The organism is Amycolatopsis sp. NPDC114484 (assembly GCF_055633755.1).
Genome location: NZ_JBVKDQ010000014.1, coordinates 231,162 through 251,635 on the forward strand (window position 1 = coordinate 231,162; position 20,474 = coordinate 251,635).

A 20,474-nucleotide genomic window follows, 5' to 3' on the forward strand; every position below is an offset into this window, starting at 1 on the left:
GAGCGGTCGCCAATGGCAGCTTTGATCTTAATCTACCTCGAACATCTACGCCCGGTCGTCGACGGCGTGTGGCACCGCGCGCGCCTTACGCGCGTCCCCTCGCCGGGGGAACACATCACCATGCTCTGCGGACTGCGAGCAGCAGCTGCGTTCGCGCCACACGACCAACGCCGGGCGCGTTGCATACCGACGCAGTGCCTACCCTGCGCCGCGGTATACCGCGAACAACTGGGCTGGGGCACCCCGAACCGGTCCGCTGGCCGACCCGCGAAGTCGAAGCGGAAGCGGCAGCGATGAATGGCCGGACCGACGATCACAGCTGCAAAGGCTGAATTGCAATGAAACCCAGCAAAGGGCCGATGGCGGTGAGCACGCGTGCCACGCTGCTCGGATCGGCGTTGCGCGCCGCACGGGAGCGCGCGTCATGGGGCCTCAACGAGCTTGCCCGCAGGATCGGGGTCCGGCCTGCGAGACTGTCCAGCTGGGAATTAGGCCTGCGGGCCGCGCCGGTCATTGACGTCGCCTACATTCTCGGCACGCTCGGTGTCGACGGCGACGACAAGCGCCGCATTCTCGCCCTGGCAAGAATGACCGCGTCCGAAGTCGTCATCATGGGCCAGCACCATGACTACGACCGCTACGCGATGCTCGCCGACTGCGGGACGACCGCCACGTCCGTAGCCGACTGGCACCCGCTGTTCATTCCCGATCTCGTACAGCACAATGACTACGCACGCGAAGCCTTGACCGCTGCGGGCAGGTCGGAAGCTGAAGTCCACTTCGTCGGAGAACTCGGCACAGAACACCGAGAACTTATCCAGTCCAAGCCGCTCACGGCATACATCGGCGAAGCCGCATTCGACTACATGACCGGATCGTTCGAAACTGTCTCCCGGCAGTTCGGCTTCCTCGCCAGCCTGGGCGCACCGAGCTCGACGGTCAGCATCCGCGTTGTTCCGAGGGGAACCTGGCGGCATCCCGGGCTTATGGCCGCGTTCACGCTGTACCGCACGAACAGCGGTCCCGTCGTCCACCTCCCGAGCCATGGTGCCGCCGTTTTCATGGCTGACGACGGAAACTACAGCGACGTGCTCGAAGAACTGGACAGCGTCGCTCTGTCCAAAATGAGCTCAAGGGTTCTCATGGACGAGTACGCGGCAAAGCATCGAACCAGCCTGCGCAGATCGGCGTAATTCTTACTCCTCTTCCGTGCCATTTCTCCATACAGCACTGAATGTTCCGCCTACCGCGTCAGGCGGAACGGGCCGGTGCACCGTTTGCCCCAACGGGCACCGGCCCCTCGTAAACACCGACGGTCTAGCCGGTACGTTTCCGGCTGTTGGCTGGCGGTTGGGGCGAGGCCGGTGCTTCGACTGTGTACCGGTCCTTCAAATCTTCCGAGCCGACCTGCTTGTGCGTCGCGGTGAGACAGTGCGGGTGGGTCCATTCGGTCGCGAGGCGTTCGGCGAACGCGGGTCGCCACCGGTCGTGCCAGTATTGGGCGTCGCGGACGTTCGCGTGCCGGCCGAGATGAGCGGCGCGCCAGGTGTAGGTCAGGGTCGCGATTTCGGCGAGCAGCCCGGGGTGGTTAAGCCAGCAGTCGGGTATCGAGACGGCACGGCTGCCGGGCCGTCCGACATAAACCTCGTTGTAGTACTGCACGAAGCACGCGATCGTGAACAACGGGGTCTCGCCTAGGTGCTCGGGGTCTTCCGCAGCCGGAGGTGCCGGAAACGTGAGCCAACGGGCGACGTGTTGCGGGTTCGCCTCTTCGTCGGCTTCGAGCCTGCTGATGCGGTCGTGGAGATGCCCGAGGCGAGCTTCATGAGACTGAGCTGCGGACCACAGCCGCTCGACCATCGCGGCGATCTCGGCAGCGCTCCGCCGCGGATCCTCCTCTTCGCTCTCGGGGATGGGGATATCGTCGTCTGTGTTCATGCTCGACCTTGGATTCGGTCAAGTTCGTGCTGTGCGTTGCCCGCCCGGATGGCCGCGACATCGGCTTCGATCTGGGGCCAGTCCGGTCGCTCGGTGATGTCCACGGTGCGGCCGAGGATCGGCTTGAGGTTGCCGTGCAGGATGAGGACCCGGTCGCGGTCGAGGGTGCGGATGTCGCCGGGACGGTAGGTCGGGGTGTCTTCGCTGCCGACCGAGCCGCGGCCGCTGCTGAGCAGGCCGTCGGAGTGGTGCTGGTAGGTGCGGCGCCGGTGCTGCCCGCTGATGGTGGAGAGCCATTCGAGGGTCTGGTCGTCTTTGATGCCGGGGAAAACCGACAAGGTCAGCGTGTTGTCGATCAGGGTTTTGCGGCCGTGTTCGCCGTAGAGCTCGTCGAGCTGGCCGCGGGATTGGGCAGACCAGTGGACGGGCCCGCCGCGGCCGGCGATGTCGGAGATGATTCCGGGCAGTCGTGGCACGGGAGTGCCTTCGTAGATTTCGTCGAGGATTGTGGTCGCTGGTGGCGAGTTGCGCCGGTGTGCCTGGTGCAGTGCGCGTTCCTGGACTCGGGTGAGGAACTCCTCGGCGAACGCGCTCAGCACGGGTCGAGCGTGCGCAGCCTGGTGCTGACCGGCGATGACGAACACGCTCCCGCCGGTGTCGAGGAGGGTATCGATGTCGAACGGATCGCTGCCCGGAGTGCACAGCGCACGGACATCAGGGTTCATGAAGGGCTCGAGCGCGCGACGCACGCTCATCCAGACCGCGTCGGCCGTCTCGGCGACCATGCCGGTTTCCGAGCGCAGATTGTGGGCCAGGTGCGGGAATTCGCGTTGCAGCAGCTCGGCAGGTTCCTGGTCGGCCGGTTTGGTCAGCGACCAGGTGATCAGGTCGTCGATCCCGCGTTGATGGCGGGCAGCAGCGAGCAAGTACGCCTGCAGCACGATCCTGGCACGGCCGCGAAATACAGCGTCGTTCCCGCCGACATCTTCGATCCCGAGCGCTGAGGTCGCGATCAGCGTTTCAGCACGGCGCAATGCGACTGCGGGTTCAGCACAGCCGGCGACCGGGTTCCAGCGAACATGGCGGGGCCAGTCGGTGGTACCGGTCATGTCCAGCAGCCAGGCCGTCCCGCCGCGGTCTCGGCGCGATCGGGCGAGCAGGCACCATTCGGCGAGGTCGTTCTTCGTCGTGGACGCGAACAACGCGCCCGGTGCGTCGAGTGCTTTGTGGACGAGGTCGGTGCGGGACTTGCCGGACCGGGTCGGTGCGATCGTGCCGGTCGGTGTTTCCAGCGAGACGACCAGGCGTTCGCGGTAGGGCCCGCGGGGCAGCGGCGCGGAGATCTGGGCGATCGGGGCACGGCGGCGCCGCTCCGGGGTGAGGTCCGGGCGAGTCCAGGCAGCAGTGCGCCGGGCGGCGGCGGGCGTGAGGGTTCGGTGGACCTGCAGCCGGCTGGCATGGCCTGGGCGGGAGGGGCCGCATCGGCGCCAGACAGGGATCGAGACGCCGACGATCAGGCTCGCGAGCACCATGATCACCGCGATGGCGTAGGCGTAGAAAGCCAGTTCGCGGCCGGATACGCCGTTGTCCCAGGGATGGATCAGAGCTGCTGCCGGGCGGGCAGGGTCCGTGACGACCTGCAAGGCGAGCTTGAGCGTTCGGGGCGGCGTCGGCCAGGCCCAGATGTCGGTGGCGAAACCAGTGGTCAGCACCGCGGACACGGTCAGCGCGAAGGCGGCTGCGCAGACGACGAGCACTGCGGCGATGAGCAGCGCGACCAACACGACGTCGCGGTCCGTATCGGTTGGTTCGGAGCGGTGACGGGGCACAGTGGCGTCCCTCCCGTGTGGGGAGGGCACCAGCAGTCGTTCATCGAGGCTGGCTCCCTCCTGGCGGAGGGGAGGGCGAATCCAGATCGGCGATCCGGCGGATGGCAACGATGCGGGCGGACCAGTCTGCGAGGCGCTCGACGATCACGCCGTGCTTCTCGTCGTAGGCATCAACGATCAGGCCTGCGCCGACGTACATGCCGACGTGGCGAGGCTGGGCGGGGGTGCCGAGGGCTCCGGGGATGAACAGAAGGTCGCCCGGCTGCAGTTGGGACTGGTCGGGGACGGCGTGACCGGCTTTGACCTGGCCGACGGTGGACGCGGGGATACCGATGCCCGCAGTGGCCCACGCGGCGAGCATGAGGCCGGAGCAGTCGAAGACGTCCGGGCCTTTGCCGCCCCAGACGTACCGCTTTCCCAGTTGCGCCACGGCGTATCCGACCGCTGCTTTCTGCCGCGGATCCGCAGGCAGCGTGAATCCGGCCGGCATCCGCGTCTTCTGGTCGCTGCCTGGCGGCAGCGGAACGTCGGATCTGCCGTCGTCTCCGCATGTGGTCGTCGAAGTCTCGGCGGTCGTGTGCGGGACGGGGTTGTCGGGGCCGGTCCAAATCGAGGCGACAATCTGGGCCGCTTCCGGCTCGCGAGGCGCGTAACGGCCGGGAAAGCCGCTGTTCTGCACGGCTTGTTCCGCTTTGCCGGGCGGAAGCGTGTCCCATCCGGGCAGGGCGAGAAGGCGGTCGAGGAAGGTGTTCGTGGCATGTGCGGGGTTCAGGACCTCGGCACGGGTCCCCCAGCCTTGGGACGGCCGTTGTTGAAACACGCCAAGGGAGTCGCGGTCGCCGTGGTCGAGGTTGTGCAGGTGTGATTCGACCAGGCCGGTCGCGATCGCGATGACGGCTGCCCGGCGCGGAAGCCGTCGCTGCTGGACGATGCCGACGATGGTCCGGGCGATGTTGCTCGCTTCCGCGTCCCGTTCGTCGCGGACGATCCGCCCGGTCCCGGACGAGGAGTTCCCGCAACCCGCCGCAGCGATCGCCGTGGGCGGTTGCGCGACAGCGACGATCGCGACGCCGAGCAGGAGGCCGCAGAGCACCGTCACGGTGGCAGTGACGAAGCCTGTGACGGCTTTGGTCGCCCGGTTCATCGGCAGCGCCAAGACATGCTCAGTACCCGAAGCCTTGGCCGAGGTCGTCGTTGTCCCGGAAGTGGTCGTTTAGCAGACGGTCTTCGTCGGCTTCGCTATTCAGCTCATCCGCAAGATCGTCGAGCAAGTACTCGGTTCGTTCGGCCATACAGTCCGGTTCGTGAATCACCGCCGCGAGCGGATCGGCAAGGTAGTAATCACGTTCCTCAAAGCCAAGAACAGCGGACATCTCCCTGACGGTCTTCTGGTACGCCGCGTCAGCTTGGTTTTCGACTGCGGACATAGCCGATTGCAGCCCACCCGAGTTCACGTTTTTCGGTATGACAGAGCTGTTCCACACGCGATCAGCGGCCTCGGTTGCAGCCTGCTTAATCCGTGCCGCGGTCTCTTCGTCCATGACAGAACCTCCTTCGGGTCGTTCGGCGGGCTCCCGTTGCGGCGCTAGGTGCCGAGTCCTGAGTGGAATCCCTCGCCGTCGGAAGGCGGGTCATCGAACCACGATTCGTCCGGCCCGGTGTCGAGCCGACGGTCCTGGTGCTGTGCTTCATCGTCGGCGAGAATCCCGGTAAGCAGTTCGTCGACCCGCTCTTCGCTGCCTGGCGTGAGAATCCGCGGATCCGGGCTGCCTTCGGCCAGCAGGCTCGAGAGTTCTTCGCGGTTGTCCACGCCGTGGCGCTGGCCGTCGAGGTGGATCGGGCTCAGCATACGTTCGGTGTCGTAGTCGTGGTCGGGCCAGGTCCAGGCGAGAGTCAACTCCTGCTCGCCGCGGCTGTAGGTCTCGGTGTGGCCGGTCTTGGTGGCTTTGATGCCGCTAGACGTCCAGCCGTGCTCGCTGAGCACGGGTGCGACGTCGTCGCGGGTGAGCGTGGTGACGAAGCCGTCCGGGCGGTAGAGCCGGTTCAGCTCGGACTGGACATGCTGCTCCTGTTGGTAGCGCCGGGAATCCGGCCGCAAGTCGGTATAGGTAGGCGTCGTCGAGACGCGACTGACGTTCAGCAGTTCGCCGAGGTCGTCGGTGATTTCGGCATAGGGCCGGAGGGCCGCGATCACCCCGCCGGGATAGGTGACGTCGCCGAGGCCATTGCCGACGTCGACGGTCAAACGGTCCTCCCCCTGCGCGTCTTGACCGTCGAAGACCTGGGCGTAGTAGGTTTGCAGGCCCTCGTCCCAGCCGACGTAGACCTCCCGGTTCGGGTTCACGAAGGTGGAGAGTGGTTGCAGGCGGATGCGGCTGTTAGCCACGGCTTCTCCCCTCTACCCCGCTGCGGCCTGCGGTTGGCCGCAGTTGCGCGTTCGTGTCGAAAAGGCGCTTTTCGAAGCTGGACAGCACGGTCTGCACCAGATGCGCCGGATGGTTCTCCGTCTTCCACAGCGCGCGGCCGCGTCGTTCGTTCACTGGCCCGGTCAGCCGTTGATGCTCCGGTCCGGTCAACGCGAGCGCGTCGGCGAGATCGTCCGCGACGCGCGTGGACTGTCCGAAAAGGACGCGCGTGGAACAGAGCGCGATGAGGTCCTTGGCGATCGAAACAGCCTGCGATCCCGTTGCGCCGACCGAGTGCAGATCGGACAGCTTGTGCAGGACCAGGATCTGGATGACCTTCTCGAGTCGGGACAGCCGCAGCTCCGCATCGATCGCGGCGACCGCGCGAGGGCCGAGCCGCAGCTGCCGCCAGCATTCGTCGCGCACGACGATGCGGATGTCGCCGTCGCCGCGCAGATCAGTGGCCAGGGACGACCAGGCTCCGAGACACGTCAGCGCGACCGCGACGGCCGTGTCGCCACGGGAGCGCAGCCGCGACAGGTCCATGCTCTGCACCGGTGCGTCCCAGTCGATGGCCACGGTGGTCGGTGCGTCGAACATCCCGGCGAGCGCACCGGAGATGAGGTTCGCGAGCGCGTCGGTCATCGGGCGCAGCTGATGGAGGAAGTCGTGCCGGCCCTCGTAGCGCAGATCGCGCCACAGCTGGGGATCCGGGGAAGCGAGTTCCCGGTGGACATCGGGAATCGTGATCGGCCGGAGCCGGGTGTAGCCGTCGCTGGCTCCCACGAGGCGGTGCAAGACCGCGGCCAGCGCGGCCTCGTCGGACACGCTCGGCGGATGCCGTTGGGACTCGGCCAGCGCGGCCAGCAACTGCACCCAGCGGCCGAGCACGCTGGACAGTACGTCGCGTTGCCGCCTTACAGTCCAGGTATCCCAGCGGGCGGTCAACGGTCCGAGGTCGAGGGCATTGACCCGGGCGCAGTTGCCCGCGCCCAGCTCGATAGGCGTCGCTCCGAGTGCGCGCACGACCGGGGTGTACTCGCCTTTGACGTCCCCGCTGATCAATGTGCGGACGCCGAAATTGAGCATCCTCAGCGCGAAAGCCACGACTGTCGACGACTTGCCGCGGCCGGGTTCGCCGAACATCGCGATGTTGGGGTTGGTCGCCAGACCGTTGCGCAGCACCCACTCGACGGGGTGGCAGTAGAACGCGCCCCCGGACTGGACGTCGTAACCGATGCGTGCGCCGACTGCCGGCATCGGGCTGGCCACCAGCAGCGGAAACAGCCCGCCGATCTCACGGGTGCTGGCCTGGTACACCGGCAACGGCGCGAGCACCGGCGACCACCCGTGTCCTGGCCGGGCGTGCCCGCGCAGCGGTGCCGTCGAGCGGTTCACTCTGCCGCGTTTCGCCGCCGCCGGAGGTTGCCTGGGCTTGTGGTGGGACGCGGCGCCGAAGGTGGTCAGGAGATCGGCAGCGGTTCGTTCCGGTGGTCGCGCGGGCATCAGAGGAGACCTCCGCGCAGGCGGGGCAGGCCGACGCCGACCGGGAGCACCGCGGTGACGAACCCCGCGTCCTGCGCCAGGTCCAGCCGCAGCAGCTCGAAGCGCCCCGCGATGTCGTTCTCCATTCGCGGCGTGGTCCTCCACGCTCCACTCCCCTGGCACCGTGATAGCGGTCGCGGCAGCGAAACGCACCAGTCCGTGCCCGGCGGCGACAGCCTGCTCCTGCGCTCGCGCGCCCGCAGCCGCGCGGGACTCGGACGCCGCGGCGCTGAAACCCTTCGAACGCTTCCAGTCCCGCACCGCTCCTGCGCGGAACCGGCCTGCTCGGACCGCGCGGCGAGCACGGCGAGGAGGAAGTGCTTCGTAGTGGATGGCCAGGGCTCGCCGTTCCCCGGCGGCGCGCACCGCCAGCAGACCGCTCAGAGAACCGAAGGTGGTGCCGGATTCGGGCATCAGGACGGCGTAGGACACGGTGGCGAAGCCGTCGTGCCGGTAGATCCGCGCGCTGGGCGTCGGCGTCTGACCAGGACCGGCAGCGGCCCATGCGACGCCGGAGCGCCGCGCGTTCAGCGAGGCGGCGGAGCCTGGGTTGAAGCCGGTCCGGATTGCTTCGGCCAAGCCGGCACCGGACAGCCAGGTCACCCGTTGCGCGCCGAGCGCGCGCAACGGCTCGGTGAGGCCGTCTAGGGTGCGGTACAGGACGACGGCGCGCCCGTCAGTTCCGCCGCCGGCAGCTGCGGCGGGGCGGCGCAGCGCGTGTTCCGGGCCGGTGAAGGTCACGAACACCTCGTGCCGGACCGACACCGCGCCGACGGTGCGGTCCAGCTCGCGTGCCGCCCGACGTGCCACGGCAGGCGCGTCCGCGCGTCCGCGCGTTCGTGTGCCGAGCGCCAGGCCTCGTACTCGGCACCGGTGTCGGGCACCGTCCGGACCAACAGCGACATCCGGTCGACGACTTCGCGGTGCGCAAGCGTCGCCAGCAGGTTTCCCAGACGGTTGGCGAGCCGCTGGCATTGCGCGTCCGACAGCATGCCGACTCCGCGGTGCGTCAGCTTCGCCGTCGCGCCCCAGCGGGCCTCGCCGGTGTCGTGGATCAGGCAGATCCGGCCGAGGTCGCGCATCGGCGGACCGTCGGGGAACCGCAGCCGGGCAAGGGTCCCGGGCAGATCCGGCGCGGCCGGGTCGACCGTCGCACCGGCGGCGGCTCGGGACTGCCAGCGTGACCAGCCGAACGCGATCCCGACCTGGAACAACATCCAATCGGCGAGCCACCGAGCAGCCGACCGGCCACGGACGGGAACCACGATCAGGGCGATCGCAGGGACGGACACCACGGCGGTCGCCAGCGCTCCGGCGAGGTCTCCCCCGGCCAGCGGGAGGACCATGGGCAGGGCGAGCAGTATGCAGGCGACGGCCTGTGCTGGGCGGAGGCCCAGCAGCCAGCCGTCGTGTTCCCGGCGGCCGAGTCCGGTGCAGAGCCGAATGCTCATTCGACCACCGGCTCTTCGGCCGGGCCGTGGTCGTCGTCAGCATCGTCATCGTCGTCGTCCGACGAATCGTCGTCCGGCGCTGCTGCTTCCTCCGGGTCCTCGATCGCGTCCACTACAGACGGGAGAACGTCGTCGGCTGGCGACGTGGCGTCCTCGGCGGATTCGTCGTCCGGGTCCTGCTCGTCTTCGCTCTCGTCGTCCCGGTCGTTTTCCTCTTCGCCGGGTTCGTCGTCCTCGGATTCGAAGGCAGGTTCGGCGTCGGCGGCGTCGAAGCGCTCGTCGTTCGCGGTTTCCTGCGCGTCGTCCTCGTCGCCGTCGTCGTCGCCTGATCTCCAGTCCTGCCAAGCTTTCTTGAGCTTGTCGAACCTGTTTCCGAGTCGATCCGCGGGCAGGCTGTCCGGCCCGTAAGTGTCGGCGCCCAGGTCCGACATCTCGCCGCGGAGGTCGCCGCCCGCGTTCGGGTCAATGAAGGAGAACAGCTTGAACAACACGATCGGCATGAACAGCGCGAGCAACAAGGTCACGATCCCGGCAAGCAGCCCGAACAGACCATGCCACCCGGCCACCGTCGCGACACCGATGACGATGACCAGCGCGATCGCGGGCTTGAGGAAGATCAGCGCCAGCAGGCCGCGGACGCCCTTCCAGAACCAGCGCGAGGTCGTGTTGGCGAGCAACCCGGCGGCCAGAATCGGGATCGTCGCGACGATCACGTCGATCCCGGCCTGCCGCAGGATCATCTCGAAGGCCATGCCGAACCCGGCGGGGAAGGTCCCGACCACCGCGGCCACGCCCAGGATCACCGCGGTAAAGGCTTGGGACACGCCATTGGGGAAGTTCAGCGCGTGCATCGCGTCGGCGAACCGATCGCTGTTGAGGCCGTACTCCAGCAGGAATGTGGTGAGCCCGTCCGCCGCGGCCAGCAGCGCGGCGACGATCCCGACCGACGCTGCCAAGGCCACGCAGTACTGCATCGGTCCGAGCAGCAGGCGGGTGAACCCGCGCCCTCCGCGCAGCACTGCCGACATGATCTGCCAGAAGAACAGCCCCAACGCGAGGACACCGCTGATCCACAGCATCACCGGCCACACCACGCCGATCGGACCGTCCGTTTTGGACACGGTGAACCGGGAGTAGTAGTCGATGCCTTCCAGAACGACCTGCAGCACGGTCAGCCCGGATCCCCACAGGCCTTTCATGATCGAGTCGAACACGTTCCCGGCGGCGACCGACAGTCCCTTGCTGACGAGGTCACCGGCAAGGTTGCCCAAATTCCCCAGCTGGCTCAGCCAGTCGATCGGGTTCACCGCGCACCGCCCAGCGCTCGGTATCCAGCGTCGACGGATTCGCTGGTGCCCGGCCAAGCCGACGACGCGTACGCCGCTCGGGCCCCGGGGCTGATGCGCCAAGTGCTTCCAGTCCACCGCAGTGCTTGGCAGTCCCCGACACCGACGCTCGTGCCCTGTCCCTGATAGTCGACCGAGAACTGCCCCAGCGTGCAGGCCACCGCGTAGCGTCCATGGTCGGAAGTCCCTTTGATCAGCCCGTGGGTCGCCTCGTAGCGCACCGTCAACCCATCGGTCACCTCGCCCGCAGCGATCCCGGCGGCTTTGCGGAACTCCCGCAGCAGCACGTGCAATCCCGCCTCGGCAACCGGCGGGGCTCCCGGCAGAGCCAGCTGTGCGTACGCGCGGTCGTAGGTTTCGGGGTCTCCGCCGGACAACCCGGCCTGGTTGAGGGCCACCAGCTGCGCCAGCGCGCCTTCCGGAGTCGGCGGGAAGCCGTCGGGAATCCAGCGTCCAACACGCTGCGACGGTGACGGCAGCACGATCGACAGCCCTGCCGTCCGCGTGCTCTGCGGGTGGGGCTGTGCCGCCTGAGCGGGCAGCCAGGGCATCGGGCGAGTGGCGAGCGCTGTCTCCTGATCGCCGGGCAGCTGTCCCGGGAGCACGACGCCGGGCGGGTTCGAAAGCGTGGCAGGTGCGGTCCGGGCGTGTGCCATGACCACGAACCCCGCGATGGCACCGAGCCCGACGAATATCATTGCAAGCAAACGGATTCGTGCACGTGCGTGCGAGTCTAGGCGGCCGGTCATTTCGCCGTACCCGCGAAGCCGTTGATGACGGTCCAGCCGATGCCGTACAACAGCGCACCGCCGACCGCGCAGAGCATCATGACCAAGCCGACCTTGCCAGCCCGGTGGTGATCGACCCAGCGGCCGCCCGCCCACACCACCAACCCCATGAAAAAGCCCACCAGCAACGCGATCCCGGCAGCCCACTTCACATTGCCGACGAGCCCGAGGATCTGGTCGGCCCCCGGCGGTTTAGACGGTTCCGGATTCGGAAGATCCGCGACATGCACGATCCAGGTCCACACCACATGGCTGAGCATCGCGACTCCCTGCTCGGCACCCGGACGAGACGGGTGCGCGGAAGCGGGAGGGCTTCAAACGACGAGGGCGAAAACACGGGCAATCACGAAGGTCTTCGATGGGCTGACGGAGGCGGCAGCCATCCTGACGCACGCCATTGGCGCAGCAGCGGAGAAAGAGCGGTGCGGATCTTGTCCGGCGTGACGTCGGCAGTGATCCCGGCGGCTGCGATCTCTCGTTCGTGCGGCAGGAAAACCGCGATCTCCAGCATCGCGCTGACCCGGGTACCCGCCGTCGCTGCGACCCGTGCGGGCCACCGCCGAGCTCCGACAACCACCAGACATCCGATCGGCGGGATCAGTCGCCGCAGCACCCACGGTTCGAGGCGAGCGAGAACCTGCTCCGCTTGAACCAGACCAGGCACGGTAGGCCGCAGAACCAGCAGCGGACATGCCGCGAGACCCAGCCAGCGACCGGCACCCAGCCGCACGTCCGACGCGAGTTCCCAGGCGTCGCCTGCCACGTCGACGACCGTCGCCTGCACGCGGCGATCTCCGGGAAGCCACCAGAGTGACGGCGCGACCGACCGGGTTCTTCCGGGGTCCTCGACGCGGCCCACGAGCGCTTGCGCTCGCCAGGAGAACCGCACGCGGGCCACCGGGTCCGGAACGCGGAGGACCGGGCCGTCCGCTCTGGCCGCCCGCCCGAGTCCGGAACGGACTGGCCCTGCGGTGTCGGCAAGCAGCACCGAGTATCCGGCCAGCTGCAGCGCGTCCGAGAGCGCGGCAGCGACCACGCTCACCCCGACACCGCCGGACGCGCCCAGGACCGGGACCGCCAACCCGAACCGGGCACGGAGCGAGTCCGCGCTTGCCGGCTGGTGCGAATCGGCGGCCGCGCTGCCGGACGATGTGCTCATCTCGCGCCTCCGGACGTCGCTGACCTGCGCCGCGTCCCAGTTTGGAGGCACGACGACTTCAGCTGTTGTCAAGGAGGGCAGGTCGTGAGAGATTTGACTCGCTCTGTTGTCACGACAAGAGCCAGCGTATCGGCACAGCAGTGCTTGTCAAGCGGCACCGAGGGGACCCGATGGACGACCAGCGCGCACAGCAGGACGGCGGCACGAGCGGATCAGGCGATTCGCCGATCCCTCGTCGCACCGCCGAGCGGCAGGCCGCGCTGTACCGGACGCTGCTCGGGTTCGACAACTTCTCCGGACGCTTCACGCACCTCCTGGACCACGAGTCGTTCGTCCACTACGACGCAGACCGCACCCCGGTCACCGACCCGGAGTTCATCGCGGCGCACGAGCCCGAACTACGGAAGAAGCGAGCGTCCGCACAGGTGATCGCCGACTGGCTCCTGGAGTACCGCGGGATCTCGATCAGCCGTCAGCAAATCAACAACCTGCGGGCCGGCCGTCGCCCGATGCCGCGCGCGTCGGAGGTGAACGCCTTCGCCGACTACTGGCGCATCGACGCGCGCGCTCTCGATCCCGCCACGCCGGCCGAGCAGGTTACCGGCTTCCCGGACACGGAAACCAAACTCGCCGCTCCCGACTGGCACATCCTTGAGCTGATGAACGAAATCGGGCTGCAGAGCGTGCAGGCGCGAGAAATCAGCTCCGCCCTCGACAGCTCGTCCCCCGCCAACAAGCAGGCCCTGATCGACATTCTGTCCGCCATCTCCCAGGACCAGAAGACGCTGCGCAACGACTGACGTTTCCGGCAGCGCACACTCACTTAACTTGAATTCACCTGTTGACAAAACTCGGTCAGCAGGTAGGTTTACCCCGAGTTGGCCGCCACGGCCGCCGCATCAGGGAGGGTGCGGCGCACCGGCCGGACGGCCGCCGACACGGGAGTTGTCGTGCCGACTTTCATCGTGTCGGCGACGCATTTTCGCGCACAAAGGGACCCCGGGTTCACAGCCCTCTCTCTGCGCTCTGATCGCGCCGCCGAAATACAGAATCACTGCCTGAAACTGCCCCTTCGACAGACGCTCGGACGCGGCCCGCCGCCAACCTAAACTTGCATTAAACCCTTGTGCATCAAGGTAAACAATCCCCTGTCCTCAGCGGATAACCAGACTCGCCCATCCGGCGATGTTCCGGAACAACCTCAGTTATTTACAGCTCATCATCAGCGCCGCAATCGGCGCGATCTCGTCATGCCACAAAAACCAACCTAAGGACACTCATGCGTTTTTCTCCGCCCACCGCGGCATTGGCCGCGGCGCTGGCGCTCTCCTCTGCTGTCGCAGCGCCTGCGATCGCCAACGGAACCCAGGATGCAAGCAACGACCGTAGCGCCCTGTCCGGCAGCATGCCCGCGTGGGCAACGCCTTCGGCGAAGGTCGGCAGTGCCGACACGTCGGATGTTCGCCACGTGCAGGTCGCGCTGTCACTGCGCGATCCCGGCGGCGCAGCACGTCTTGCCGCCGACGTGTCCACGCCAGGGAACCGCCAGCGCGGCCATTTCCTTTCTGCCGCACAGTTCACCGACCGATTCGGGCCGACCGACGACGCAGTCCGCCAGGTGCGGAACTGGCTGACCCACGCCGGTCTGACTGTGAAAGCCACGACCTCGAACAGGATGTTCGTCGATGTCGAAGGCACCACCGGCGATCTGGAACGCGCCTTCGGCACACATCTCGCCTCCTACCGCACCAAGATCAGCGGGCTCGCACAGACGCTTACCGCACCCGAAAACCCCATCACGATCCCCCGCGCACTCCGCGGCGTGGTCAGTACCGTCATCGGCTTGGACGACAGCGGCAAGACGATCCGGCCGCAGCACACCACACCGCACGCACCCAGCGCCGAACAGCACTGCGCCCGCTGGTGGGGCGAGCAGAACAACACCGACGTCCCGCAGAAGTACCCGTCGGGAGCCCAATCGAACTCTCTGTGCGGCTACACCGGCACCTCGCTACGCGCCATGTACGGTCTCGGCTCCGGCAACCAGGGGTCCGGCACCACCATCGGAATCGTCGGTGCCTACAACGGAAGTACCATCGAACGAGACGCCAGCGAGGCCGCGAGCCAATCCGGAGTTCCTCCGTTGAGGCCTGGCCAGTACACCGCTGTCCTGCCCGACGGCGGATTCACCGATCAGCAGAAGTGCGACGCCGACGGGTGGGCCGGCGAGCAAGCTCTCGACGTCCAATCGTCCCACGCGATCGCACCGAACGCCAAGCTCCGCTATTACGCCGCGAAGACCTGTCTCGGCGGGCTGTACGACGCAGTCGTCAAGGCTGTCAACGAAAATGCCGCGGATGTGCTGTCCTTCTCCTGGGGCAATGCAGACGGCGAACGGCAGATGGCCCCGGCAGTTCGCGACCAATTCAACTCGATCGCCCTGCAGGCCGCGATCCAAGGCCAGTCCATCGTGGTCTCAACCGGAGACGCCGGCACGAACGCCGGCATCACCGGATCAGCGACCACGAGCTTCCCGTCCTCCAGCCCGTGGGTCACTGCGGTCGGCGGCACCACAGTGGGACTCGACCAGCAGAACAAGCCGGTCGTAGTCACCGGCTGGGAGAACGCCGGGAACACTCTGTCCGGCGGGAAATGGGTCCCGCAGCGCAACATCGACGGGTCGTTCGCCGGCGGAGCGGGCGGCGGTGCCTCCGCGCTGTACCCCGTTCCGGACTGGCAAAACGGCGTCGTGCCCGCCTCGGCGAGCCACGGACATCGTGCCGTGCCCGACATCTCAGCGCTGGCCGACTCCTACACCGGTTTCCTGGTCGGGCAGACAAGGCAGGGCCAGTTCGGTCTGTACTCCTTCGGCGGCACCTCGCTCGCGGCTCCTGTCGTCGCCGGCCTAGCGGCCGATGCCCAGCAGGTCCGCGGTGAGCGCGGCGGGCTGCTGACGCCAGCGTTGTACGCCTTGCGTGCCGGGATCAAGGACGTCACACCGGTCAAGGCCGGCGTGTTCACCCCGGCGATGCACACCCTCCCGGGGACTGGCGTGCCAAGCCAGCAAGGCCAGTACCTGATCGATTTCGACACCCGCCCGCAGACACTGCAGAGCGGACCGCGCTGGGACAACGTCGCCGGGGTCGGCACTCCCGACCGCGGTTTCGTCGCGGCGCTGGCCGCGAAGTGAACCGGTGGTGCGGGCCTGGCCAGGGGCTGGCCCGCACCACCCCCGTCCCGATCTCGACACCGGAGGCCCGATGCCCGTGCCCTTCTCTCCGCGCCCGTCGCTTCTGCACACCTGGACACGCCGATTCCTTTTCATCGCAGGAGGTTTCGCATGCGGCCAGCTGCTGGCGATCTCCGTGAACAACTTCGTGGACCACGCACCCCGGCGACCGGCGAGGGCATTTCCGCACCGGCACAACAGACCGCAGCACCGATCGCGCCTCAGCCGGTATCGCACCCCGAGTTGCTCCCTCAGGCCACGACCTATGCCACGATCGCTGCTGCACCGCAAGACGTGAACGACCGCGATGCACCAGACGGAACAGTCGTGCATCCGCTGCGATCGGTCCCGGTCTACCGTGCGCCGGGTTCGGTGCCATTCGCGATGCTGCCGGTGCATGAGATCAACTCCGATACCTGGGTGCCCGTTGTAGCGCAGGAAAACGACTGGGTGCAGGTGCTCTTGCCGTCCCGCCCGAACGGGTCCGTCGGATGGCTGTCCACACAGGACTCCGCATTGGCAGTCACCCGAACCTCTTACCGGGTCGAGGTGGACCGGGCGGCATTCCGCCTCACGCTGATACGCGACGGCACTGCGGTGGCCGCCTGGACGATCGGCATAGGCAAGGAATCCACGCCGACGCCGGCGGGCCGGACCTTCGTGATGGCGTCCCTCACCGACGAGAAACAAGCCTACAGTCCCGTGATCCTCCCGCTGGGGATCCATTCGACCAGCCACGAAACCTTCGGCGGCGGCCCTGGAACGACTGGCATCCACACCTGGCCCGACCCCGGAGTCTTCGGCACCCGCTCCAGCGACGGCTGCGTCCGCGTCCCCCCTGACGCACTGCACCGACTGGCCGCAGAGGTGCCCCTGGGCACTCCGGTCCTCATCCGTTGAATCGACCTACAAAGGAGCAGCAATGTCCGCACCCGCACAACTGCGCGCTATCCGGCTCGCACTGGCCGGAGCAGGTGTCAGCGCGCTCGCCCTCGGCGTAGCTGTCGGAATCACCTCGCTGACGGCGAAACCTGCCGCCCTCGCCGCCAGCTCGGGGTCCAGCGCGTCCGGCATCACCGTGAGCAACGGTGAACACTTCGGACCTGCGCCGTCCATCTCCAGCAGCGGTGCCGTCAAAAGCGGTGGAGGATCTGCCTCCTCCCCCAGCGGTGCCGTCGTCGCCACCGGTATCAGCCTGCGCGCTGGAGCCGGGCTCGCCGAGGCAACGGTTTCCAGCGTCCGAGTCGGTACCACCAGCGTCGGCCCGTTCTCGGCCACCTGCCGCAACGGCGTCACCACGGTCAAGGCTCCAACGCGTTCCACCGGCAACCTCACTGTCACCCTGGGCAAATCCGGAGGCCCACAAGCAACCGCGGGAACCATCACCGTGAAGACCCCCGGCGCACCAGCGGTCACCGTGACGGTCGCCGCTGTCTCCTGCGGTACTGGCACCCCGCCCACCGAACCGCCGCCCAGCACCCGCCCAGGTAAACCCAGCCCAACCGAAGCACCCGCGCCGACCGGCAAACCCACCCGGCCTGGTCATCGCCCGGCACCGACCGAACGACCCGGCCCCGGCGGCCAGCCAACCGACCCCGGCTTGGACCACAACCAGCCCGGCCACCGCCCCGCGCCCGCCCCGACACCCCACCCCGGCCACCTGCCGGTCACTGGCTAACGCGCTGCTGTGGTCCGCCAACAACTGGCGGACCACAGCAGCCCACCCCGACGTGACGACCCTCCCCGTCACCGCAGCAATCCGAGACCCGCGGGAGGATCCATGCGCGCCACACAACCCGAAACTGAGCCCACCGACGCCACGAAACCCCCACGCGCCATTCACTTCGTCGGCTCCCTGCCACCACAACTCGCACCGAGGCCGCAGGCTGGCACGCAGTGGATGCTCGACCAGGCTCGCGACCACACGCTCGCGACCCTCTCCTGCGACGCCGATCCGCGATGGATCGTCGACTGGCTCTACTCCCTCGGCCACGTCGACACGCTCGAACCCATCCGCACCGGCGACGCCACCAGCTACAACGACTACCCCCGATACCGCATCGCCCCCGGCCAACGGCTCGCACCCGAAGACGTATCCCTCCGTCGCACGAGCCACACCGCCACCGTCATCGCCGCCCGTCAAACCCTCTACAGCCCACACGAACTGCCACCAGCGCAGATCTCGTTCCCCAGCCCGCTCGACCTCGCCTACATCTGCTTCGGGGCCCCGTTCCGCACCCTTGCGAACCTTGGCGTCCTGCGCGAGGCCCTGCTGCACGACATCAACGACATCCACCACCGCTGGGGAGACGAAGTCGTCTTCCAACTCGAAACCCCAGCCACCCTCACTCTCCTCGACCGAGTGCCCCGATCGCTGCAATCCGCCGCGGCCGGGCTCCTGGCCGAACAAATCACCAGGATCATCCGCGACGCCCCGACCGACGCGACCTGGATCCTCCATCTCTGCCACGGCGATCTCAACCACGAGCCGCTGGTCACCCCGTCCAACCTCGCGCCCGCCGTCCGCATCGTCCGGACCCTCCACCGGCAGCTGGCCCAGCTAGGGCTGCCCATGCCGCGCGTGCACATTCCCATGTGCACCGGGACCACCGCACCGCCCGCGCACGCTGCCTACTACCGGGCCCTCAGCAAGGTGCCCGACGAAGTCGAGATCATCGCCGGGCTGGTCGATGAACACAATCAGTCCGCGTCAGCCCGTGCACTCGAACTGGCCGAGAACGCGCTCGGACGCCCAATCGCCGCTGTGGCCGCCGCGTGCGGACACGGCCGCCGAACACCGGATGACGCCGATGCCAACGCGGCGCTCGCCCGCGGTCTCGCCAACGCACCCCACCGCAGATTCGCGCACCATCACAAGGCGGGGAGGACCGTATGACCACACCCAAGTTCGCCGTGCATTGCCGACCCCGCGGTGCCGAGACCCGGCCATTGCCCGAGGGTGCGCTGGCCACCAATCTTCTCTACGCACCAACGGTCCCCGTCGACAGGATCTCCGCGATCCGTGCGCTGCTCCCCGGCGGCCGCGTCCTGCCTCCCCAACGACACCGCACCGCAGAAAGCGCGGTCGTCGTGCTCAGCGGATACGCCGCCGTCCTCTCCGGTCCGACCATGGCCGCGGCCCTGCCCGCTCCGGGCGACCTCATCTACGTGCCGACCGACGTCCCCTACGCCGTGGTCAACCTCAGCCTCAATGCCGCGGTACTGCTGCTGGTCATCACCACAGACCCGAACTTCGACGTCGGGGCTGCGCCCGCCGCCGAGCATTCGGGAACCGTCGCCGACCGCGCCATTGCCCTGCGCGCAGAACACCTCGAGCGGATCAGCCAGCGCCGAGCAAGCAACGGACGCCGGCACCGCTGACTGCACGCACCGATCGCAGCGGCTGCGGTCACGACCGGAACACACTGCCCCGCCCTCCCCGGCCACACGCGCCGACGACGTGCCTACGCAAAGCAAGCCAGGGAGGAACCTGTGCGCACCCAAATCCTGCGCGCTGCCCGCGAACTGCTCACCGCCGAATCCCCGCCGCACCTGCCTCCTGTGACCCTCGACGAGGTAGCCGCCCAAGCAGGCATCACCCGCAGTCAGCTCCGCGCGTACTACACCTCGATCACAGCGATCGAAGCAGATCTGCGCGCCGAGGACCGCTTATGAAGTGGGCATCGCTCCATGTGCGCGGGATCGGTGCAGCCCTAGGCGAACTCGTGCCAGTCGATCAGGTTCATCCCACCGGCCAGCGGTCCATCTCGATCGCGCACGGCACGACCGGAATGGACCTCGCTGTCCGAGCCGGCAACGCCGCGCTGTCCACCCTCGCTCAGGTCAGCGACGGACCGCTGCCGGTACCGGAACTGCATCTGCACAGCGCCATTTGGCGAGGCAGTCGCGGCATCGACTTCTGGTCCCGGGCCAACTACGTCCGCGCCAAACTCGGGCTGCCAGCCGGGCCGGGCATCGCAGCCGAACTCAACGCCATGTCCAACTCGCTCGTCGGCGGCACTGACCTCGCCGCGCGCATCCTCTCCGGCAGCTCCGACGTCGACCACATCATGCTCACCGGCGGCGAAGTATTCGGACCGCCAGCTTTCGACCACCTCAACGCCGACCATGGCATCGCCTACGGAGACGGCGGATCAGCACTCATCCTCGGCCGCCTCCCAGGGCTCGCCCAAATCATCGCCACCGCGTCCTACACCGACCCCAGCCTCGAGCAGCTCCACCGCGGGCAACACCGGTTCCAACCCGCCGGGACAACCGAACCCGGCCCGGAACGCGTCCGCGAACGAAAACGCCAATACGTCGCCGCCGTCGGCACAGACTCGATCAACGCCCGCAACACACACGGGATCAGTACGGTCATGAAACACGCCCTCGCCGACGCCGAACTCGCCGCAGACAATCTTTCCTGGATTCTCCTGCCCCACTATGGGAAAAAGCTGCTCGACGCCCACTGCCTGCGCCCTCTCGGTGTCACTGCCGAACGCACGCTGCAGCACGCGGGCGATCAGTGGGGACACCTCGGCCCCAATGATCAGATCGTCGGTCTCACCCACCTGCTGGCCCGCAATGCTGTCCAACCCGGCGACCGCCTTGCGCTTATTGGCATTGGCATCGGCATGACCTGGACCGCCGCGATCATCCAAGTCAACCAAGTCCCCGGCTCGCTCCGAGCACAAGCTCCGCCGCTGTGCTTTCCCTGGCGCGGCAGAACCTTCCAGCCCATCTGACCCCTCGCGCGGCCTCGACCCACGTCCGAACGCGAC

The 20,474-nt window shown here is 67.7% G+C and carries 19 protein-coding genes; 8 read left to right on the forward strand and 11 right to left on the reverse strand.

Annotated features, from left to right (window positions below; translation table 11 throughout):
* Positions 1–338: 338 nt before the first annotated feature.
* Positions 339–1,193, forward strand: a complete 855-nt coding sequence (locus tag ACZ7SW_RS30550) for a helix-turn-helix domain-containing protein (protein WP_470233812.1) — start codon at positions 339–341, stop codon at positions 1,191–1,193.
* 124 nt (positions 1,194–1,317) lie between these two features.
* Here ACZ7SW_RS30550 and ACZ7SW_RS30555 read toward each other — a convergent pair whose 3' ends face one another.
* The 11 genes from ACZ7SW_RS30555 to ACZ7SW_RS30605 form a co-directional block, all read right to left on the reverse strand.
* Positions 1,318–1,938, reverse strand: coding sequence for a hypothetical protein (locus ACZ7SW_RS30555; protein ID WP_470233813.1), 621 nt, complete (start codon positions 1,936–1,938; stop codon positions 1,318–1,320).
* Entirely contained in the window at positions 1,935–3,767 is a 1,833-nt protein-coding gene (locus tag ACZ7SW_RS30560; protein WP_470233814.1) for a type IV secretory system conjugative DNA transfer family protein, read from the reverse strand. The genes ACZ7SW_RS30555 and ACZ7SW_RS30560 overlap by 4 nt, the downstream gene beginning before the upstream one ends.
* Positions 3,768–3,807: 40 nt before the next feature.
* The gene (locus tag ACZ7SW_RS30565) at positions 3,808–4,923 is read right to left on the reverse strand and encodes a C40 family peptidase (RefSeq protein ID WP_470233815.1); all 1,116 of its coding nucleotides are present in this window, start codon (positions 4,921–4,923) and stop codon (positions 3,808–3,810) included.
* Positions 4,924–4,930: 7 nt separating this feature from the next.
* On the reverse strand, positions 4,931–5,308 hold the full coding sequence (locus ACZ7SW_RS30570; protein WP_470233816.1) for a hypothetical protein: 378 nt from the start codon (positions 5,306–5,308) through the stop codon (positions 4,931–4,933).
* Between the two features lie 44 nt (positions 5,309–5,352).
* On the reverse strand, positions 5,353–6,153 hold the full coding sequence (locus tag ACZ7SW_RS30575) for a hypothetical protein (protein ID WP_470233817.1): 801 nt from the start codon (positions 6,151–6,153) through the stop codon (positions 5,353–5,355).
* Positions 6,146–8,527, reverse strand: a complete 2,382-nt coding sequence (locus ACZ7SW_RS30580) for an SCO6880 family protein (protein ID WP_470233818.1) — start codon at positions 8,525–8,527, stop codon at positions 6,146–6,148. The genes ACZ7SW_RS30575 and ACZ7SW_RS30580 overlap by 8 nt, the downstream gene beginning before the upstream one ends.
* Positions 8,455–9,168 (reverse strand): SCO6880 family protein, encoded by a 714-nt coding sequence (locus tag ACZ7SW_RS30585; RefSeq protein ID WP_470233819.1) that lies wholly within the window; start codon positions 9,166–9,168, stop codon positions 8,455–8,457. Before ACZ7SW_RS30585 ends, ACZ7SW_RS30580 begins: the two co-directional genes overlap by 73 nt.
* Positions 9,165–10,475 (reverse strand): hypothetical protein, encoded by a 1,311-nt coding sequence (locus ACZ7SW_RS30590; protein ID WP_470233820.1) that lies wholly within the window; start codon positions 10,473–10,475, stop codon positions 9,165–9,167. Before ACZ7SW_RS30590 ends, ACZ7SW_RS30585 begins: the two co-directional genes overlap by 4 nt.
* The gene (locus ACZ7SW_RS30595; protein ID WP_470233821.1) at positions 10,472–11,170 is read right to left on the reverse strand and encodes a hypothetical protein; all 699 of its coding nucleotides are present in this window, start codon (positions 11,168–11,170) and stop codon (positions 10,472–10,474) included. Before ACZ7SW_RS30595 ends, ACZ7SW_RS30590 begins: the two co-directional genes overlap by 4 nt.
* Before the next feature lie 89 nt (positions 11,171–11,259).
* A complete protein-coding gene (locus tag ACZ7SW_RS30600) occupies positions 11,260–11,562 on the reverse strand; it encodes a hypothetical protein (RefSeq protein ID WP_470233822.1) in 303 nt (100 codons plus the stop codon).
* 83 nt (positions 11,563–11,645) lie between these two features.
* The gene (locus tag ACZ7SW_RS30605; RefSeq protein WP_470233823.1) at positions 11,646–12,461 is read right to left on the reverse strand and encodes a hypothetical protein; all 816 of its coding nucleotides are present in this window, start codon (positions 12,459–12,461) and stop codon (positions 11,646–11,648) included.
* A gap of 170 nt (positions 12,462–12,631) precedes the next feature.
* Between ACZ7SW_RS30605 and ACZ7SW_RS30610 the strand changes: the two genes are divergently transcribed.
* The 7 genes from ACZ7SW_RS30610 to ACZ7SW_RS30640 all read left to right on the forward strand — a co-directional run bounded on the left by ACZ7SW_RS30610 (position 12,632) and on the right by ACZ7SW_RS30640 (position 20,438).
* Entirely contained in the window at positions 12,632–13,261 is a 630-nt protein-coding gene (locus tag ACZ7SW_RS30610) for a hypothetical protein (RefSeq protein ID WP_470233824.1), read from the forward strand.
* A 479-nt stretch (positions 13,262–13,740) separates the two neighbouring features.
* Positions 13,741–15,651 carry a S53 family peptidase gene (locus tag ACZ7SW_RS30615; protein ID WP_470233825.1) on the forward strand — a complete coding sequence of 637 codons (1,911 nt, stop codon included), beginning with the start codon at positions 13,741–13,743 and terminating at the stop codon, positions 15,649–15,651.
* 150 nt (positions 15,652–15,801) lie between these two features.
* Positions 15,802–16,590: a L,D-transpeptidase family protein gene (locus ACZ7SW_RS30620; RefSeq protein ID WP_470233826.1), complete on the forward strand. Its 789-nt coding sequence runs from the start codon at positions 15,802–15,804 to the stop codon at positions 16,588–16,590.
* A 1,000-nt stretch (positions 16,591–17,590) separates the two neighbouring features.
* Entirely contained in the window at positions 17,591–18,586 is a 996-nt protein-coding gene (locus tag ACZ7SW_RS30625) for a hypothetical protein (RefSeq protein ID WP_470233827.1), read from the forward strand.
* Positions 18,583–19,071 carry a cupin domain-containing protein gene (locus tag ACZ7SW_RS30630; protein ID WP_470233828.1) on the forward strand — a complete coding sequence of 163 codons (489 nt, stop codon included), beginning with the start codon at positions 18,583–18,585 and terminating at the stop codon, positions 19,069–19,071. The genes ACZ7SW_RS30625 and ACZ7SW_RS30630 overlap by 4 nt, the downstream gene beginning before the upstream one ends.
* Positions 19,072–19,182: 111 nt before the next feature.
* Positions 19,183–19,365, forward strand: coding sequence for a hypothetical protein (locus ACZ7SW_RS30635; RefSeq protein ID WP_470233829.1), 183 nt, complete (start codon positions 19,183–19,185; stop codon positions 19,363–19,365).
* The gene (locus ACZ7SW_RS30640; protein ID WP_470233830.1) at positions 19,362–20,438 is read left to right on the forward strand and encodes a 3-oxoacyl-[acyl-carrier-protein] synthase III C-terminal domain-containing protein; all 1,077 of its coding nucleotides are present in this window, start codon (positions 19,362–19,364) and stop codon (positions 20,436–20,438) included. The genes ACZ7SW_RS30635 and ACZ7SW_RS30640 overlap by 4 nt, the downstream gene beginning before the upstream one ends.
* The last annotated feature ends 36 nt before the right edge of the window (positions 20,439–20,474 follow it).

Excerpts from the sequence above, each read along its gene's own strand:
- ACZ7SW_RS30640 (WP_470233830.1), top strand. The coding sequence starts at position 19,362 with ATGAAGTGGGCATCGCTCCATGTGCGCGGGATCGGTGCAGCCCTAGGC.
- ACZ7SW_RS30600 (WP_470233822.1), bottom strand. The coding sequence starts at position 11,562 with ATGCTCAGCCATGTGGTGTGGACCTGGATCGTGCATGTCGCGGATCTT.
- ACZ7SW_RS30570 (WP_470233816.1), bottom strand. The coding sequence starts at position 5,308 with ATGGACGAAGAGACCGCGGCACGGATTAAGCAGGCTGCAACCGAGGCC.
- ACZ7SW_RS30615 (WP_470233825.1), top strand. The coding sequence starts at position 13,741 with ATGCGTTTTTCTCCGCCCACCGCGGCATTGGCCGCGGCGCTGGCGCTC.
- ACZ7SW_RS30605 (WP_470233823.1), bottom strand. The coding sequence starts at position 12,461 with ATGAGCACATCGTCCGGCAGCGCGGCCGCCGATTCGCACCAGCCGGCA.
- ACZ7SW_RS30610 (WP_470233824.1), top strand. The coding sequence starts at position 12,632 with ATGGACGACCAGCGCGCACAGCAGGACGGCGGCACGAGCGGATCAGGC.
- ACZ7SW_RS30620 (WP_470233826.1), top strand. The coding sequence starts at position 15,802 with ATGCGGCCAGCTGCTGGCGATCTCCGTGAACAACTTCGTGGACCACGC.
- ACZ7SW_RS30595 (WP_470233821.1), bottom strand. The coding sequence starts at position 11,170 with ATGGCACACGCCCGGACCGCACCTGCCACGCTTTCGAACCCGCCCGGC.
- ACZ7SW_RS30630 (WP_470233828.1), top strand. The coding sequence starts at position 18,583 with ATGACCACACCCAAGTTCGCCGTGCATTGCCGACCCCGCGGTGCCGAG.
- ACZ7SW_RS30585 (WP_470233819.1), bottom strand. The coding sequence starts at position 9,168 with ATGAGCATTCGGCTCTGCACCGGACTCGGCCGCCGGGAACACGACGGC.
- ACZ7SW_RS30550 (WP_470233812.1), top strand. The coding sequence starts at position 339 with ATGAAACCCAGCAAAGGGCCGATGGCGGTGAGCACGCGTGCCACGCTG.
- ACZ7SW_RS30555 (WP_470233813.1), bottom strand. The coding sequence starts at position 1,938 with ATGAACACAGACGACGATATCCCCATCCCCGAGAGCGAAGAGGAGGAT.
- ACZ7SW_RS30625 (WP_470233827.1), top strand. The coding sequence starts at position 17,591 with ATGCTCGACCAGGCTCGCGACCACACGCTCGCGACCCTCTCCTGCGAC.